Annotated in this window: 10 protein-coding genes; 6 read left to right on the top strand and 4 right to left on the bottom strand. The window is 62.9% G+C overall.

What is annotated here, in order from left to right; genetic code table 11:
• Window positions 1-582, bottom strand: a 582-nt coding sequence (locus LZ012_RS15600) for a Rossmann-fold NAD(P)-binding domain-containing protein (RefSeq protein WP_476728687.1), incomplete at its 3' end; no start/stop codon positions are given.
• A gap of 173 nt (window positions 583-755) precedes the next feature.
• Window positions 756-2534, bottom strand: coding sequence for a bifunctional isocitrate dehydrogenase kinase/phosphatase (aceK, locus tag LZ012_RS15595; RefSeq protein WP_275711749.1), 1779 nt, complete (start codon window positions 2532-2534; stop codon window positions 756-758).
• Window positions 2535-2749: 215 nt separating this feature from the next.
• Between aceK and LZ012_RS15590 the strand changes: the two genes are divergently transcribed.
• The 5 genes from LZ012_RS15590 to LZ012_RS15570 all read left to right on the top strand — a co-directional run bounded on the left by LZ012_RS15590 (window position 2750) and on the right by LZ012_RS15570 (window position 10478).
• The gene (locus LZ012_RS15590; RefSeq protein ID WP_275711748.1) at window positions 2750-4987 is read left to right on the top strand and encodes an NADP-dependent isocitrate dehydrogenase; all 2238 of its coding nucleotides are present in this window, start codon (window positions 2750-2752) and stop codon (window positions 4985-4987) included.
• A gap of 223 nt (window positions 4988-5210) precedes the next feature.
• Window positions 5211-6452: an NADP-dependent isocitrate dehydrogenase gene (gene icd, locus LZ012_RS15585; protein ID WP_275711747.1), complete on the top strand. Its 1242-nt coding sequence runs from the start codon at window positions 5211-5213 to the stop codon at window positions 6450-6452.
• Window positions 6453-6625: 173 nt separating this feature from the next.
• Window positions 6626-8464 carry an ATP-binding protein gene (locus tag LZ012_RS15580; protein ID WP_275711746.1) on the top strand — a complete coding sequence of 613 codons (1839 nt, stop codon included), beginning with the start codon at window positions 6626-6628 and terminating at the stop codon, window positions 8462-8464.
• A 27-nt stretch (window positions 8465-8491) separates the two neighbouring features.
• The gene (gene murI / locus LZ012_RS15575; RefSeq protein ID WP_275711745.1) at window positions 8492-9277 is read left to right on the top strand and encodes a glutamate racemase; all 786 of its coding nucleotides are present in this window, start codon (window positions 8492-8494) and stop codon (window positions 9275-9277) included.
• Window position 9278: 1 nt separating this feature from the next.
• Window positions 9279-10478, top strand: a complete 1200-nt coding sequence (locus tag LZ012_RS15570; RefSeq protein WP_275711744.1) for a CaiB/BaiF CoA transferase family protein — start codon at window positions 9279-9281, stop codon at window positions 10476-10478.
• Window positions 10479-10505: 27 nt separating this feature from the next.
• Here the strand turns inward: LZ012_RS15570 and LZ012_RS15565 are convergent, their stop codons facing one another.
• Together LZ012_RS15565 and LZ012_RS15560 are read right to left on the bottom strand one after the other, a co-directional pair.
• Window positions 10506-12098 carry a methyl-accepting chemotaxis protein gene (locus LZ012_RS15565; RefSeq protein WP_275711743.1) on the bottom strand — a complete coding sequence of 531 codons (1593 nt, stop codon included), beginning with the start codon at window positions 12096-12098 and terminating at the stop codon, window positions 10506-10508.
• 126 nt (window positions 12099-12224) lie between these two features.
• Window positions 12225-12752 carry an energy transducer TonB gene (locus LZ012_RS15560; protein ID WP_275711742.1) on the bottom strand — a complete coding sequence of 176 codons (528 nt, stop codon included), beginning with the start codon at window positions 12750-12752 and terminating at the stop codon, window positions 12225-12227.
• Window positions 12753-12789: 37 nt separating this feature from the next.
• Here LZ012_RS15560 and LZ012_RS15555 point away from each other — a divergent pair, with 37 nt between their 5' ends.
• Window positions 12790-13821 carry an ankyrin repeat domain-containing protein gene (locus LZ012_RS15555; RefSeq protein WP_275711741.1) on the top strand — a complete coding sequence of 344 codons (1032 nt, stop codon included), beginning with the start codon at window positions 12790-12792 and terminating at the stop codon, window positions 13819-13821.
• Window positions 13822-13832 lie beyond the last annotated feature (11 nt).

The following is a 13832-nucleotide window of genomic DNA, read 5'->3' as shown; positions in this document are numbered from 1 at the left end:
ATCGACCATGGCGCCCAGGCGTTTGCAGGTGGCAATGGCTTGCAGGCCGGCGACGCCGGCACCGATGACCAGCACGCGGGCCGGGCGGATGGTGCCGGCGGCGGTGGTGAGCATGGGGAAGAACTTGGTGCACCGGGCGGCGGCAATCAGGCCGCATTGGTAGCCGGCGCAGGCGCCTTGGCTGGACAGCGCGTCCATGCTTTGGGCGCGCGAGATGCGCGGCAGCAACTCCAGGGCGAAGGCGGTGATCTTCTTCGCATTCAGGGCGGCCAGGCGTTCCTTCGATTCGTAGGGCTTGAGCAGGCCGATCACCACCGCGCCTTCGGGCAGGGCGGCAATCTCTTCCAGGCTCGGCGGGGTGACGCGCAGGATCAGCTCGGCGCCGGCATAGGCTTCGGTCGGGCCGGGAACGAAGTCGACACCGGAGTAGTCGGGATCGAGGAAGTGGCTGTTGACGCCGGCGCTCTGCTCCATGCGGAGCCGGGCACCGAGCGCGGCAAATTTCTTGGCTGTCTCGGGAGAGAGTGCAGTTCGGTTTTCACCGTCGGCACTCTCGCGAGCAACCGCCAGGGTAAGCGGCATGTGGTTCTCCTTGAGGTTTGAATAATCTGGAATCTTGGGTGCATCGATGCTGGAGGGGCGCGGCAAGCGCGGCCATAAGTCATCATTCGATTAATGTTGTTGTACCGAAGATAAGTGAGTTGTTATGAGGTGAGTAGTCAGAATTTCTGATTGATTGGTCAGTGATCCCTTATCTATTGTGCTTGTTGGGATGGCTGGTTGTTGATGAAGCGCAGTTCCTGCGGATAAGGGAAGAAGTCTTCGACGTGGCCGTCGCGTATCTTGGCCTGGGCATCCTGCCAGAACTTAGTGCTGAGCAGATCCTTGTGGTGCTTCATGAATATCTTGCGGACTTGCGGCGAGGCGAGCAGGAAGGTGGCGAACTCTTCAGGGAACACGTCGTTCCGGGCTACCGCGTACCAGACTTCGCCGGACATCTCGGTTTCGAAATCGGGGGCCGGCGGGATCTTGCGGAAGTTGATGTCGGTCATGTATTCGATTTCGTCGTAGTCATAGAAGACGACGCGGCCGAAACGGGTGATGCCGAAGTTCTTCCACAGCATGTCGCCCGGGAAGATGTTGGCCTGGGCCAGCTCGCGGATAGCGCTGCCGTATTCCTTGATGGCGTGTTCCATGCCGTCGAGGTTATTGGCTTTGTCCATACGGTCGAGGTGAATGTTGAGCGGCTCCATGCGGCGCTCGATGTACAGGTGCTTGATGATCAGCTGGTCGCCATCGACCTCGAATTTCGACGGCGCCAGCTTCTGCAGTTCGGCCAGCACCTCGTCGTCGAACCGCTTCAAGGGGAACATCACATTGGAAAATTCCAGCGTGTCGGCCATGCGCCCGACGCGGTCAACCTGCTTGACCATCATGAACTTGCGCTTGACGGTGGCCTGGTCCGTCTCTTTGGGGGTGCCGAAGACGTCCTTGATGATCTTGAAGACGTAAGGGTAGGACGGCAGGGTGAACACCAGCATGACCATGCCGCGGATGCCGGGGGCCATGATGAACTGGTCTTCCGAATGGTGCAGGTGATAGATGAAATCGCGGAAGAACATCGTCTTTCCCTGCTTGCCGAGGCCGAGCATGATGTAAATCTCGGAGCGCGGCTTGATCGGCATGATCGAGCGCAGGAACTGCACGTAGCCGGACGGCACCTCCATGTCGACCATGAAGTAGGCGCGCGACAGTGAGAAGAGCAGGCCGATCCGCCAGGCGTCGAGCAGGATGGTGTCGAGGTAGAGCTTGCCGTCCGCATCGTGCAGGATGGGGATGGTGAACGGATATTCGGCCGCCCCGTTGATGGCCTTGCCGATGATGTAGGCCGCCTTGTTGCGGTAGAAGGCCGAGGCCAGCACCTGGATCTGGAAATTGACCTCGCGCCGTGGCATGCCGTTCAGGAAACCGTAGACCGCCTGGTAAACATGGTCGATATCGCGCTCCAGGCCGGCGAAGGGCCGGTGCCAGTCGAAATCGAGGACGATCTTGCGCATGGCGCCGCGCAGACCGTCTTCCTTGGCGTAATAGCTGCGATAGGTCTGCGTGTCGTCGCCCTCGATGTTTTCGGTCGAAATGCTGGGGCGGACGAAGATGAAGTCGTTGTGGAAATAGTTGCGGTGCAGGATCTTGGTCGTCACCGAATTGAAGAAGGTTTCGGCCAGTTCCGGCTGCTTGTGGTTGAGCAGGAGGCCGATATAGAGCAGCTTGACCTGCTGCCAGGTCGAGTCGTCGATGGAGGCGGCATCGAATTCGTTGCGCAGGCGTTCGACGCACTCGTCCACGCGGTCGTCGTAAAAGCGGATGCGTTCCCGGACCGCCTTGTGTACCCCCAGCCAGTCGCCCTGCTCGAAACGAGTCTTGGCTTCGCGGCTGGTCTGGCGGAACAGGGTGTAGTGCTTGTTGAAACCCTGAATCATGGCCAAGGCTATCTGGTGGGCATTGGTGCCGTAGAGGCCGACGGATATTTTCATGATTGGAGAAGGCTGGTGGCTGGCCAAATATTAGCATCGGCCAAGCGCATGGATGTGTATGAATTTGAAGCGAAATCGCAATGTGAAAAGGCATTTCGTTGACTGAGATGCGATGGCGGCCGATACTCTCAATGTTTTGCTTCTGCAAACCGGTTCACAAAGGGTCGAAAGTAACCCTCGGCCCCAAAAACTCAATCCAACGCAAGGGGATATTCATGGCTGGTGGAAAGTCAAAAATCATTTACACGCTGACCGACGAAGCGCCGCTGCTGGCGACGTGCGCGTTCTTGCCGATCATCCGCACCTTCACCGGTCCGGCCGGCATCGAGATCGAGAAGGCCGACATTTCCGTGTCTGCCCGTGTCATCGCTGAATTCCCGGAGTTCCTGACTGAAGAGCAGCGTCTGCCGAACACACTGGCCGAACTGGGCAAGAAGTGCCTGCTGCCGGACACCAACATCATCAAGCTGCCGAACATTTCGGCTTCCGTCGCCCAACTGAAGGCCTGCGTCAAGGAACTGCAGGAAAAGGGCTACAAGATCCCCGACTATCCGGAAAACCCGACCACCGACGACGAGAAGGCTCTCAAGGTCCGTTTCGGCAAGTGCCTCGGTTCCGCCGTCAACCCGGTGCTGCGCGAAGGCAACTCCGACCGCCGCGCGCCGGGCGCCGTCAAGAACTACGCCAAGAAGCACCCGCATTCGATGGGCGAATGGAAGCAGTGGTCGCAGACCCACGTTTCCCACATGCACCACGGCGACTTCTACCACGGCGAAAAGTCGATGACCCTCGACAAGCCGCGCGAAGTGCGCATGGAACTGATCGCCAAGGACGGCAAGATCACCGTGCTGAAGCCGAAGCTGTCGCTGCTCGAAGGCGAGATCATCGACTCCATGTTCATGAGCAAGAAGGCGCTGTGCGACTTCTACGAAGCCCAGCTCGAAGACTGCCGCCAGTCGGGCATCCTGTTCTCGCTGCACGTCAAGGCGACGATGATGAAGGTTTCGCACCCCATCGTCTTCGGCCACTGTGTCAAGATCTACTACAAGGAAGCCTTCGAGAAGCACGCCAAGACCTTCAAGGAACTGGGCATCAACGTCAATAACGGCATGGTCGACCTCTACGAGAAGATCAAGCAGCTGCCGGAATCCAAGCGCGACGAGATCATCCGCGACCTGCACGCCTGCCAGGAACACCGTCCGCGTCTGGCCATGGTCGACTCGGCCAAGGGCATCACCAACTTCCACTCGCCGAACGACATCATCGTCGACGCATCCATGCCGGCGATGATCCGCCAGGGCGGCAAGATGTGGGGCGCCGACGGCAAGCAGTACGATTCCAAGTGCGTCATGCCGGAATCGACCTTCGCCCGCATCTATCAGGAGATGATCAACTTCTGCAAGTGGCACGGCAACTTCGATCCGCGCACCATGGGCACCGTGCCCAACGTCGGCCTGATGGCCCAGCAGGCCGAGGAATACGGCTCGCACGACAAGACCTTCGAAATGGCCGAAGACGGCATCGCCAACATCGTCGATAACAACTCCGGCGAAGTGCTGCTGACGCAGAACGTCGAAGCCGGCGACATCTGGCGTATGTGCCAAGTCAAGGACGCCCCGATCCGTGACTGGGTCAAGCTGGCCGTCACCCGCGCCCGCAACTCCAACACGCCGGCCGTCTTCTGGCTCGACCCGTACCGTCCGCACGAAGCCGAACTGATCAAGAAGGTCGAAACCTATCTCAAGGATTACGACACCAACGGTCTGGAAATCCGCATCATGTCGCAGGTTCGCGCCATGCGCTTCACGCTGGAACGCGTGGCTCGTGGTCTGGACACCATCTCGGTGACCGGCAACATCCTGCGCGACTACCTGACCGACCTGTTCCCGATCATGGAACTGGGCACCTCGGCCAAGATGCTGTCCATCGTCCCGCTGATGAACGGCGGCGGCATGTACGAAACCGGTGCCGGCGGTTCGGCTCCGAAGCACGTCCAGCAGCTGACCCAGGAAAACCACCTGCGCTGGGATTCGCTCGGCGAGTTCCTCGCCTTGGCCGTGTCGCTGGAAGAGCTGGGCATCAAGGAAAACAACGCCAAGGCCAAGCTGCTGGCCAAGACCCTGGATGCCGCCACCGGCAAGCTGCTCGACAATAACAAGTCGCCGTCGCCGAAGACCGGTGAGCTGGACAACCGCGGTTCGCAGTTCTATCTCGCCATGTACTGGGCGCAGGAACTGGCTGTCCAGACCGAGGACAAGGAACTGGCAGCTCACTTCGCGCCGCTGGCCAAGACCCTGGCCGACAACGAGGCGCAGATCGTCGCTGAGATGAAGACGGTGCAGGGCAAGGCAGTCGATATCGGCGGCTACTACAAGGCCGATCCGGAGAAGACCAAGGCCATCATGCGTCCGAGCCCGACGCTGAACGCCGCCATCAAGGTCGCTTCCGCCTAAGCTGAAGCAGTCGCAAAAGGCCCGGCAGACCCCATGGGTTTGCCGGGCCTTTTTCTTTGGTCTGGGCAGTTTGGGCCGCTGCCGGCCGCTGGCTGACACGGCTGCGGCTTTTACCGCATAATCACACGCGCTACCGGGGTGGGTGACGCATTGCCCGGTGCCACCGCAGAGGGTGGATTCGACTTTCGGCAGTCGCCGTCCAATAACAGCGCATGGAGTGAATATGACTTCTCATATCAAGGTTCCGCAAGGTGGTTCGAAAATCGTTCCGGGGCAGGCGATTCCGGATAACCCGATCATTCCGTTCATCGAGGGCGACGGCATCGGCATCGATATCACGCCGGTGATGATCAAGGTGATCGATGCGGCCGTTGAGAAGGCCTATGGTGGCCAGAAGAAGATTCACTGGATGGAAGTCTATGCCGGCGAGAAATCGACCCGCCTGTACGGTTCGGATGAATGGCTGCCCAAGGAAACCTTCGATGCACTGAAGGAATACTCGGTGTCGATCAAGGGGCCGATGACGACACCGGTCGGCGGCGGCATCCGTTCGCTGAACGTGGCGCTGCGCCAGGAACTCGACCTCTACCAGTGCGTGCGTCCGGTCCAGTATTTCAAGGGCGTACCGTCGCCGCTGAAGCATCCGGAACTGACCAATATGGTCATCTTCCGCGAGAACACCGAGGACATCTACGCCGGCATCGAATGGGCCGTCGGCTCGGAAGGCGTCAAGAAGCTGACCAAGTTCCTGCAGGAGGAAATGGGCGTCAAGAAGATCCGCTTTCCGGAAAGCTCGGGCATCGGCATCAAGCCGATCTCGGTCGAAGGGACGTCGCGCCTGGTCCGTGCCGCGATCAAGTACGCCCTCGACAATGATCGCAAGTCGGTGACCATCGTGCACAAGGGCAACATCATGAAATTCACGGAAGGCCTGTTCCGCGACACGGCCTACCAGCTGGCGCAGAAGGAGTTCGGCGCCGAGCTGATCGACGGCGGCCCGTGGTGCAAGATCCGCAATCCGAAATCCGGCCGCGAGATCATCATCAAGGATTCCATCGCCGACGCCTTCCTGCAGCAGATCCTGCTGCGGCCAGCCGAGTACGACGTGATCGCCACCACCAACCTGAACGGCGACTATATTTCCGATGCCCTGGCCGCCCAGGTCGGCGGCATCGGGATCGCGCCGGGCGCCAATATCTCCGACCAGTACGCTTGCTTCGAGGCGACGCACGGCACGGCGCCGAAGTACGCCGGTCTGGATAAGGTGAACCCGGGCTCGCTGATTCTGTCGGCCGAAATGATGCTGCGCCATCTCGGCTGGGTCGAGGCGGCCAATCTGGTCATCAAGTCCATGGAAGCCGCCATCGGCGACAAGCAGGTGACTTATGACTTCGCCCGCCTGATGGACGGCGCCAACGAGTTGTCCTGCTCGGAGTTCGGCGACGCGATGATCGCCCGCATATAGGCGGCTTGCACGGCGAGCTGCGCACGAGGCCTCCGCGAGGGGGCCTTTTTTCTGCCCGCACGTTTGCTGACCCGTCCTGGCCGGCATTGACCGTCTGCTGATTTGCAGGGACACTGCCGGCGAGCGTCCCCCGTCGCCTGCGCGAATGGGCCGTCCAACCCGGTTTCCGAGAAATGACAGAATCACCTCGCCAAGTTCCTTCGGCCTCGTCGCGGCCGGCCGCTTTCGCCACCGACGATGTCGATCTGGAAAAGACGCGCCTGCTGTTTCGCAATACGGGTCTCGCCCAGGCCGTCGTGGCGATCAATGCCTGCCTGTTGCTGTACCTGATCGGTGGCTTGCATCCGCCGACCTGGGCCATCGTCTGGTGGGGGCTGGCGGTGAGCGTTGCCGCTGCGCGCTACGGGCTGGCCCGCCGCTTTTTCGCCGTTTCGCCCGAAGCCGGGGCGGTCGCCTTGTGGCAGCGCCGGGCCATCGCAGCCACTTTTGGCGCCGCCTTGTTGTGGAGTGCCGGCGGCGTCGCCATGATGCTGGTCGAGCCCGGCTATACGCGCCTGCTCGTCGCGCTGGTCCTGGCTGGCATGGTCTCGGGTGCCGTGCCGCTCCTATCGGCCGTGCCACGGGCTTTTCGCAGCTATGCCGTGCCCGTCATGGGGGCGATCATCCTGACCGCGTCATTCGATTTCCACGGCGCCGGCGACTGGATCCTGGCCGCCGTTTCCACGCTCTATCTCATCGCGGCGCTGCAGAGTTCCCGCTTCTTTCACGAGCGTCTCGACAGCTCCCTGCGCCTGGCGGCCCAGATGCGGCAGATGGCCGAGGAACTGGAGCATGCCCTGCATGGCACCGAAGCCGCCAACCAGGCCAAGAGCCAGTTTCTGGCGACGATGTCGCACGAGATACGAACCCCGATGAACGGCATTCTCGGCACAGCCCAATTGCTGATGATGCCGGATTTGCAGGAGAGCGAGCGCCAGGACTATCTCCGCGTCATCGTCAATTCCGGCCAGACCCTGATGGCCTTGCTCAACGACATCCTCGACCTGTCGAAAATCGAGGCCGGGCGCGTCGAACTCGAGGCGCTGCCCTTCGTCCCCGCCCATCTGCTGGACGAGATGGCCATGCTGTTTGGCGAAGAGGCGCGCAGCAAGGACCTGCAACTCGATGTGCACTGGGCCGGCGATGCCGACGCCTGCTTCACCGCCGACCCGGTCCGCCTGCGCCAGATGCTGTCCAACCTGGTGGGCAATGCCATCAAATTCACCGCCCGGGGCGGCGTGATCCTTGCCGGGAAGGTGCTGTCCTCCGATGCCGACGGCGTGGTGCTCGAATTTACGGTGACCGACACCGGCATCGGCATACCGGCCGACAAGCTGCCGCTGCTGTTCCAGCCGTTTTCGCAGGTCGATGCCTCGACTACGCGCCACTACGGCGGTACCGGCCTGGGCCTGTCCATCGTCCGCAATCTGGTCGACCTGATGGGCGGCGAGGTGGGTATCGACAGCTGCGAAGGGGAGGGAACCCGGGTGCGCTTCACCATTCGGGCGGGCATGGTCGGCAGCGACGTCGAGCGCCGCCGGACGCCGCGCCTTGCCCCCGTGGCGGCGGGGGGCGATGTGCCGGCCGGGCGGGCCCTGCGTGTCCTGGTGGTCGATGACAATGCCACCAACCGCAAGGTGGTCGGGGCCATGTTGAGCAAACTGGGTTTTCACAGCGACATGGCGCACGACGGCGCGGAAGCCGTACGCCGGGTGACCGCCGGCGAAGCGCCCGATGTGTTGTTGATGGACTGCCAGATGCCGATCATGGACGGCTTCGAGGCGACGGCCCGGATACGCCGCTGGGAAGCGGAGCAGGGGCGGAGCCCGCTGCCCATCATCGCGCTGACTGCCGGCGCCTTTGCCGAGGACAGGGAACGTTGCGTGGCGGCGGGGATGACCGATTTCCTGACCAAGCCAGTCGATCTGAACCTGTTAGGTGCTATGCTGCACAGCCTTCCCGAAGGGCGCTGAGGCCCTTTTCCCATCGGCTATCTTCTCGTGAATTCGCAACCCATCGCTGTCTTCGACTCCGGCCTTGGCGGGCTGACGGTGCTGCGCGCCCTGCGCGAACGACTGCCGCAGGAAGATTTCTTCTACTTTGCCGATACCCGCTATCTGCCTTACGGCGACCGCCCGGAAGCCTTTCTCCGCGAGCGTGGCGTGCTGATCGCCGAAGCGCTGGTGCGGCATGGCGCCAAGGCCCTGGTCGTTGCCTGCAATACCGCCACCGCAGCGGCGGCCGAGGCGATCCGCGCGGCGGTCGATTTGCCCATCGTCGCCCTCGAACCGGGCGTCAAACCGGCGGTGACGCAGAGCCGCACCGGCGTCATCGGCGTGCTGGCGACGACGCGGACCCTGCATAGCGAGCGCTTCCAGCGGCTGGTCGGCAACCATGCCCAGCAGCATCGCGTGGTGGCGCAAGCCTGTCCCGGCCTCGCCGAGGCCATTGAAACCGACGGGCCGGACAGCGCGGCGGTCGAACAGCTGCTCGACACCTTTGTCGCGCCGGTCGCCGAGGCGGGAGCGGATGTCGTCGTGCTCGGCTGCACGCACTACCCATGGGTCGCCGCCGCGATTGCCCGGCGCCTGCCGGCCGGCGTCGCCTTGCTCGATACCGGCGAGGCTGTGGCGCGCCAACTGGAGCGCCTATTGGCAGCCGGAAATCTGCTCGGCGGCGGCAGCGGGCAACTGCGCCTGGCGACCAGCGGTGCACCGCAAGCGGTGGGAGTCACGGTCGATCGCCTGCTCGGAAAGAAAATGCATGTCGAACACTGGGAGCCCTGACATGAGTGAAGCGGCAAAGCCCCTGGCCGGCCTGCGCGTGGTCGAACTGGGCACCCTGATCGCTGGGCCGTTCTGCACACGCATCATGGCCGAGTTCGGGGCCGAGGTGATCAAGGTCGAATCCCCGGACGGCGGCGATCCGCTGCGCAAATGGCGCAAGCTGTACGAGGGGACGTCGCTGTGGTGGTATGTCCAGGCGCGCAACAAGAAATCGGTGACCGCCAACCTGAAACATCCGGAGGGCCGCGAATTCGTGCGCAAGCTGATCGCCGGGGCCGATATACTGGTCGAGAACTTCCGTCCGGGCGTGCTGGAAAAGCTCGGTCTGGGCTGGGAGCAGCTGAAAGCCGACAATCCCGGCCTGGTCATGGTCCGTTTGTCGGGGTTCGGGCAGACCGGGCCGTACAAGGATCAGCCGGGCTTCGGCGCGGTCGGCGAGTCGATGGGTGGCTTGCGCTACATCACCGGTTTCCCGGACCGGCCGCCGGTGCGCACCGGGATTTCCATCGGCGATTCGATCGCCGCGCTGTGGGGCGCGATCGGCGCGTTGATGGCGCTGCGCCACAAGGAAGTCAATGGCGGGGCCGGACAGGTGGTCGATGTCGCGCTCTACGAAGCGGTGTTCGCCATGATGGAATCGCTGGTTCCCGAGTTCGACGTCTTCGGTTTCGTGCGCGAGCGCACCGGCAACATCATGCCCGGCATCACGCCGTCGAACACCCACACCACGCGCGACGGCAAGCACGTCACCATCGGCGCTAACGGCGATGCCATCTTCAAGCGCTTCATGGCCGCCATCGGGCGCCAGGACCTCGCCGACGATCCTGGTCTGGCCGACAACGCCGGCCGCGATGCGCGGCGCGACGAAGTCTACGGTCTGATCGACCGCTGGTGCGCCAACCATGACGAAAGCGAAGTGCTGGCTATCCTGGCTGCGGCCGAAGTGCCCGCCTCACGGGTCTATTCGGCCGTCGACATGTTCGCCGACCCGCAATTCATCGCCCGCCACATGTTCGAAGCCGCCAAATTGCCGGATGGCAAGGATTTCCGCATTCCCGGCATCGTCCCCAAGTTGTCGGCGACACCAGGTGGAACGGAGTGGTTGGGGCCGGACCTGGGTGCGCATACCGACGCCGTGTTGGCCGAACTCGGCTACCCTGCGGCGCGTATTGCCGAGTTGCGGGCGGCCGGCGCGGTGTGAGCCGCGCCGGAGCGTAGCAAGCCGGGATCAGACCCGGAAGCGGCTGATCAGGCTCTTCAGGTTGTTGGCGATGTCTTCCAACTGATGGGCCGTGGCGGTGGTGCCGCGTATGGTCGTCGTCGTTTCCTCGACCATGTTGGCAATCTGCTCGACCCGCTGGGCGATCGACGTGCTGGCAGCACTTTGTTCGTGCGTCGCGTCGGCCACTTCGCCGACGCGATCGAGCGTGCGCCGCGCTCCTTCCTGGATGGCGCGCAGCGAACCGGTGGCCGATTCGGCCAGCTGCACGCCAAGCTGCACTTCCGGCAGCGCCGCATTCATGGCTTCGACGGCGCCATTGGTGTCGGCCTGGATGGCGACGATCATCTGCTCGATCTCGGTCGTCGCGCTGGACGTGCGTTCGGCCAGCTTGCGCACTTCGTCGGCGACGACCGCAAAGCCGCGTCCCTGTTCGCCGGCCCGCGCCGCTTCGATGGCGGCGTTAAGCGCCAGCAGGTTGGTCTGGCCGGCGATGTCCTTGATCACGTTGGCGATGCTGGAAATCTGTTCGGCCCGGCTTTCCAGCGTGCGGATCCGTTCGGCGACGCCGCTGACGGTGGACGAGACCTGCTGGATGGCATCGGTCGCCTGGCCGACCCGCTCGGCGCCCTGGGTGGACAGCTCGACCGCTTCCCGCGAATCGGCCGAGGTTTCCCGGGCGCTATCCGAAATATGGTTGGAGCTGACGGTCAGTTCCTCGATCGCCGCGGCCATGGCCGACGTGGCGTCGGATTGGTGTTCGGCCGCCTTGGTCACCTCGTCGGATGCGGTGGCGATATGCTGGGCGTTATCGACCAGGATGTTGGCATCGCGATTGATTTCGCTGACGAGTTGGCGCAGCGAAGCGACCATGCGGTCGAGCGAGTGGAGCAGGCTGCCGTTCTGTGCTGATTCGGCGCTGGCCGTCAGGTCGCCGGCTGCCACGCGTTGCATGATGTCGACGACGAGGGTCGGTTCGCCGCCCAGCTGGCGGGTGACGCTGCGGCCGATCAGCAGGCCGATGACGCTGAGGGTGATCAGCAGGGCCAGCGAAATACCGCCGAACAGCAGGGCGTTGCGCTGGAATTCGGCATTGACGTCATCGATGTAAATGCCGGTCCCGAGGGACCAGCCCCACGGCTCGAAACGGGCGGCGTAGGAAAGCTTGGGTGCCGCCACGGTCTGGCCGGGACGGGGGAACCAGTAATCGACAAAGCCGCCGCCCGCCTTGGCCGCTGCGTTGATTTCGCGAAAAAGGAACTTGCCGTTGGCGTCCTTGCCGTCGCTGACGTTCTTGCCCTCGTTTTCCGGCTTGGGCGGCATCAGGACGTAGTTGTTGTCGGCGTCGATGATGAAATAGTAGTCGTTGGTGTTGTAGCGCAGGTTGCGCAGCGCTTCCTTGGCCGCCTTCTTCGCATCTTCTTCGGCAACGCCGCCGGCTGCCGCCAGCTTGTGTTGGTGGGCGATGATGCCCATGCCGACCTCGACCAGATTCTTGGTCTTTTCCTTGCGATCTTCCAGCATCGTGTCCTTGAGCTGGTAAAGGGTCGTGACGCAGAGAACCAGCAGGCCGACCAAGGTCAGGCCGACCAGCAGCTGCATTCGCGAGGAAAGCTTTAGCCTATTTAATAAACCCATTTTAATTCTCCCCGTATCTATGACGATAGTGATAATTTATTGATTTTTAGCAATATTATACCTCTGTAGCTGCGAAGGCACTGCCGCGGCCTATTTGAGCCGGAAGCGGACGGGAAGGACCGTCTGACGGGGGGCGTCGGCGGGCAAGGATTTCAGCGAGCGGGCCGCCCGCAGGGCGGCGTCGTCCAGGATAGGGTGGCCGCTGCCTTGCTCGAGCCGGGTGGCGACCACCTGGCCACTTTCGTCGATGATCAGCAAGACCAGCGCCTCGCCTTCCAGGCCGCGAGCGATGGCTTCGGGCGGATAGAACTGGCCGGCGGCGTCGAGCTTTTTCAGCTGCTCGCGAACGACCTGTGTCCACGTTTTCGGGCCGGCTGGCGCCGGCGTGGGTTGCCGATGCGGCTTAGGCGGTTCGCTATGCCGCGGCGGCGGCTCCGGTAGCAGCAGGGGGGGCGAGGGGGCTGCCGTGGGCGGCGGCAGGGTGCGCAGCGTGGCCTGGATGGGCGGTGCCGGCGGGGGGCGCCGGGTAGCCGCCAGCATCTCGGGCAGGACAGGCAGCCCATGCAGACAGAGCGACAGCGCCAGCGCCGCGAATAACCGGAAATCGGCTCTGATCATGAGAAAATGGGGACTGGCCTGAGGCAATGGAAGTGCAATGAAACTGACTGCGAAAAGACTGGTCGCCATGATAATCGGGATGGGCGGCTTGCTGTCGGCAGCGTCCCCTGTTTTTTCGGCGGGCGGCATGCCGCCCGACCCGGTGGCCTTCACCAACAGCATGGAACTGGGCGATATCCGCCAGGCCGAGCAATGGCTGGATGCGGGGATGCCGCCGGATTACCTGGGCAGCCGGATCGGTACCGGGCTGATGATTGGCGCGTGGGAGGGCAAGATCGAGCTGATGCGCCTGTTCATTTCGCGCGGCGCCGATATCGACAAGCTCAACGCCAATGGCGAATCGGCCCTGGCGCTGGCGGCCTGGCGCGGTCAACTGGACGCCGTCAAATGGCTGATTGAGCGCGGGGCACGCATCAATGCCGCAGGGCGCCAGTGGTCGGCGCTGCATTACGCGGTCTTCGCTGGCCATGCCGAGGTGGCGGACTACCTGATGGCGCAGGGTGCCGACATCAATGCGCGCAGTACCAATGGCTCCAGCGTGTTGATGATGGCGGTTTACGAGGGGCATCCCGACCTGGCGCGCAAGCTGATCGAGAAGGGCGCCGATCGGACGCCGAAAAACGACTGGGGCGATGGTGCGCTCGAATGGGCGATGCGCCAGAACCGTCTGGAAATCGCCCGCATGGTGAGCAATCCGGACGAGTTCAACATCGCCGTCACCAAGCCCAAGGAAAGCTGGGGCGAGCCGGTACGCTCGCTGCGCACGTCGAAGGAACTCGAGAACCTGCTCAATATCCGGGAAACCCTGGTCCAGCGTGGCTTTTCGACCGAAGCGGTGGACAAGCGGATTTCGGTCGAACGGATGCGCATCGTCCGTTCCGAGATGGACCGCAGCGGTCCGGCGCGGGCGGCGACCATGGAAATCACTGCCAGTCGGGCCAAGCCGCAGGAGCAGTCGGCCAATATCATTTACGACGACAAGGGCAAGGCGGCGGGCTACAAGGCGCCGCCGGCAACTTATTTCGGGACCCCCAAAATGCCGCCCAAGGGGAAGGTCAAGAATTACTGAGCGACGGTGCG

It is taken from the genome of Dechloromonas hankyongensis (assembly GCF_022012295.1).
Classification (GTDB): Bacteria; Pseudomonadota; Gammaproteobacteria; order Burkholderiales; family Rhodocyclaceae; genus Azonexus; species Azonexus hankyongensis.
The sequence above is the reverse complement of the archived record's forward strand: the minus strand, read 5'-3'. Positions and strand labels throughout refer to the sequence as shown.

What these genes read in the sequence shown, in the direction of transcription:
- aceK (WP_275711749.1), bottom strand. Translation starts at nt 2,534, where the DNA reads ATGAAAATATCCGTCGGCCTCTACGGCACCAATGCCCACCAGATAGCC.
- LZ012_RS15590 (WP_275711748.1), top strand. Translation starts at nt 2,750, where the DNA reads ATGGCTGGTGGAAAGTCAAAAATCATTTACACGCTGACCGACGAAGCG.
- icd (WP_275711747.1), top strand. Translation starts at nt 5,211, where the DNA reads ATGACTTCTCATATCAAGGTTCCGCAAGGTGGTTCGAAAATCGTTCCG.
- LZ012_RS15580 (WP_275711746.1), top strand. Translation starts at nt 6,626, where the DNA reads ATGACAGAATCACCTCGCCAAGTTCCTTCGGCCTCGTCGCGGCCGGCC.
- LZ012_RS15570 (WP_275711744.1), top strand. Translation starts at nt 9,279, where the DNA reads ATGAGTGAAGCGGCAAAGCCCCTGGCCGGCCTGCGCGTGGTCGAACTG.
- LZ012_RS15565 (WP_275711743.1), bottom strand. Translation starts at nt 12,098, where the DNA reads ATGCAGCTGCTGGTCGGCCTGACCTTGGTCGGCCTGCTGGTTCTCTGC.
- LZ012_RS15560 (WP_275711742.1), bottom strand. Translation starts at nt 12,752, where the DNA reads ATGATCAGAGCCGATTTCCGGTTATTCGCGGCGCTGGCGCTGTCGCTC.
- LZ012_RS15555 (WP_275711741.1), top strand. Translation starts at nt 12,790, where the DNA reads ATGAAACTGACTGCGAAAAGACTGGTCGCCATGATAATCGGGATGGGC.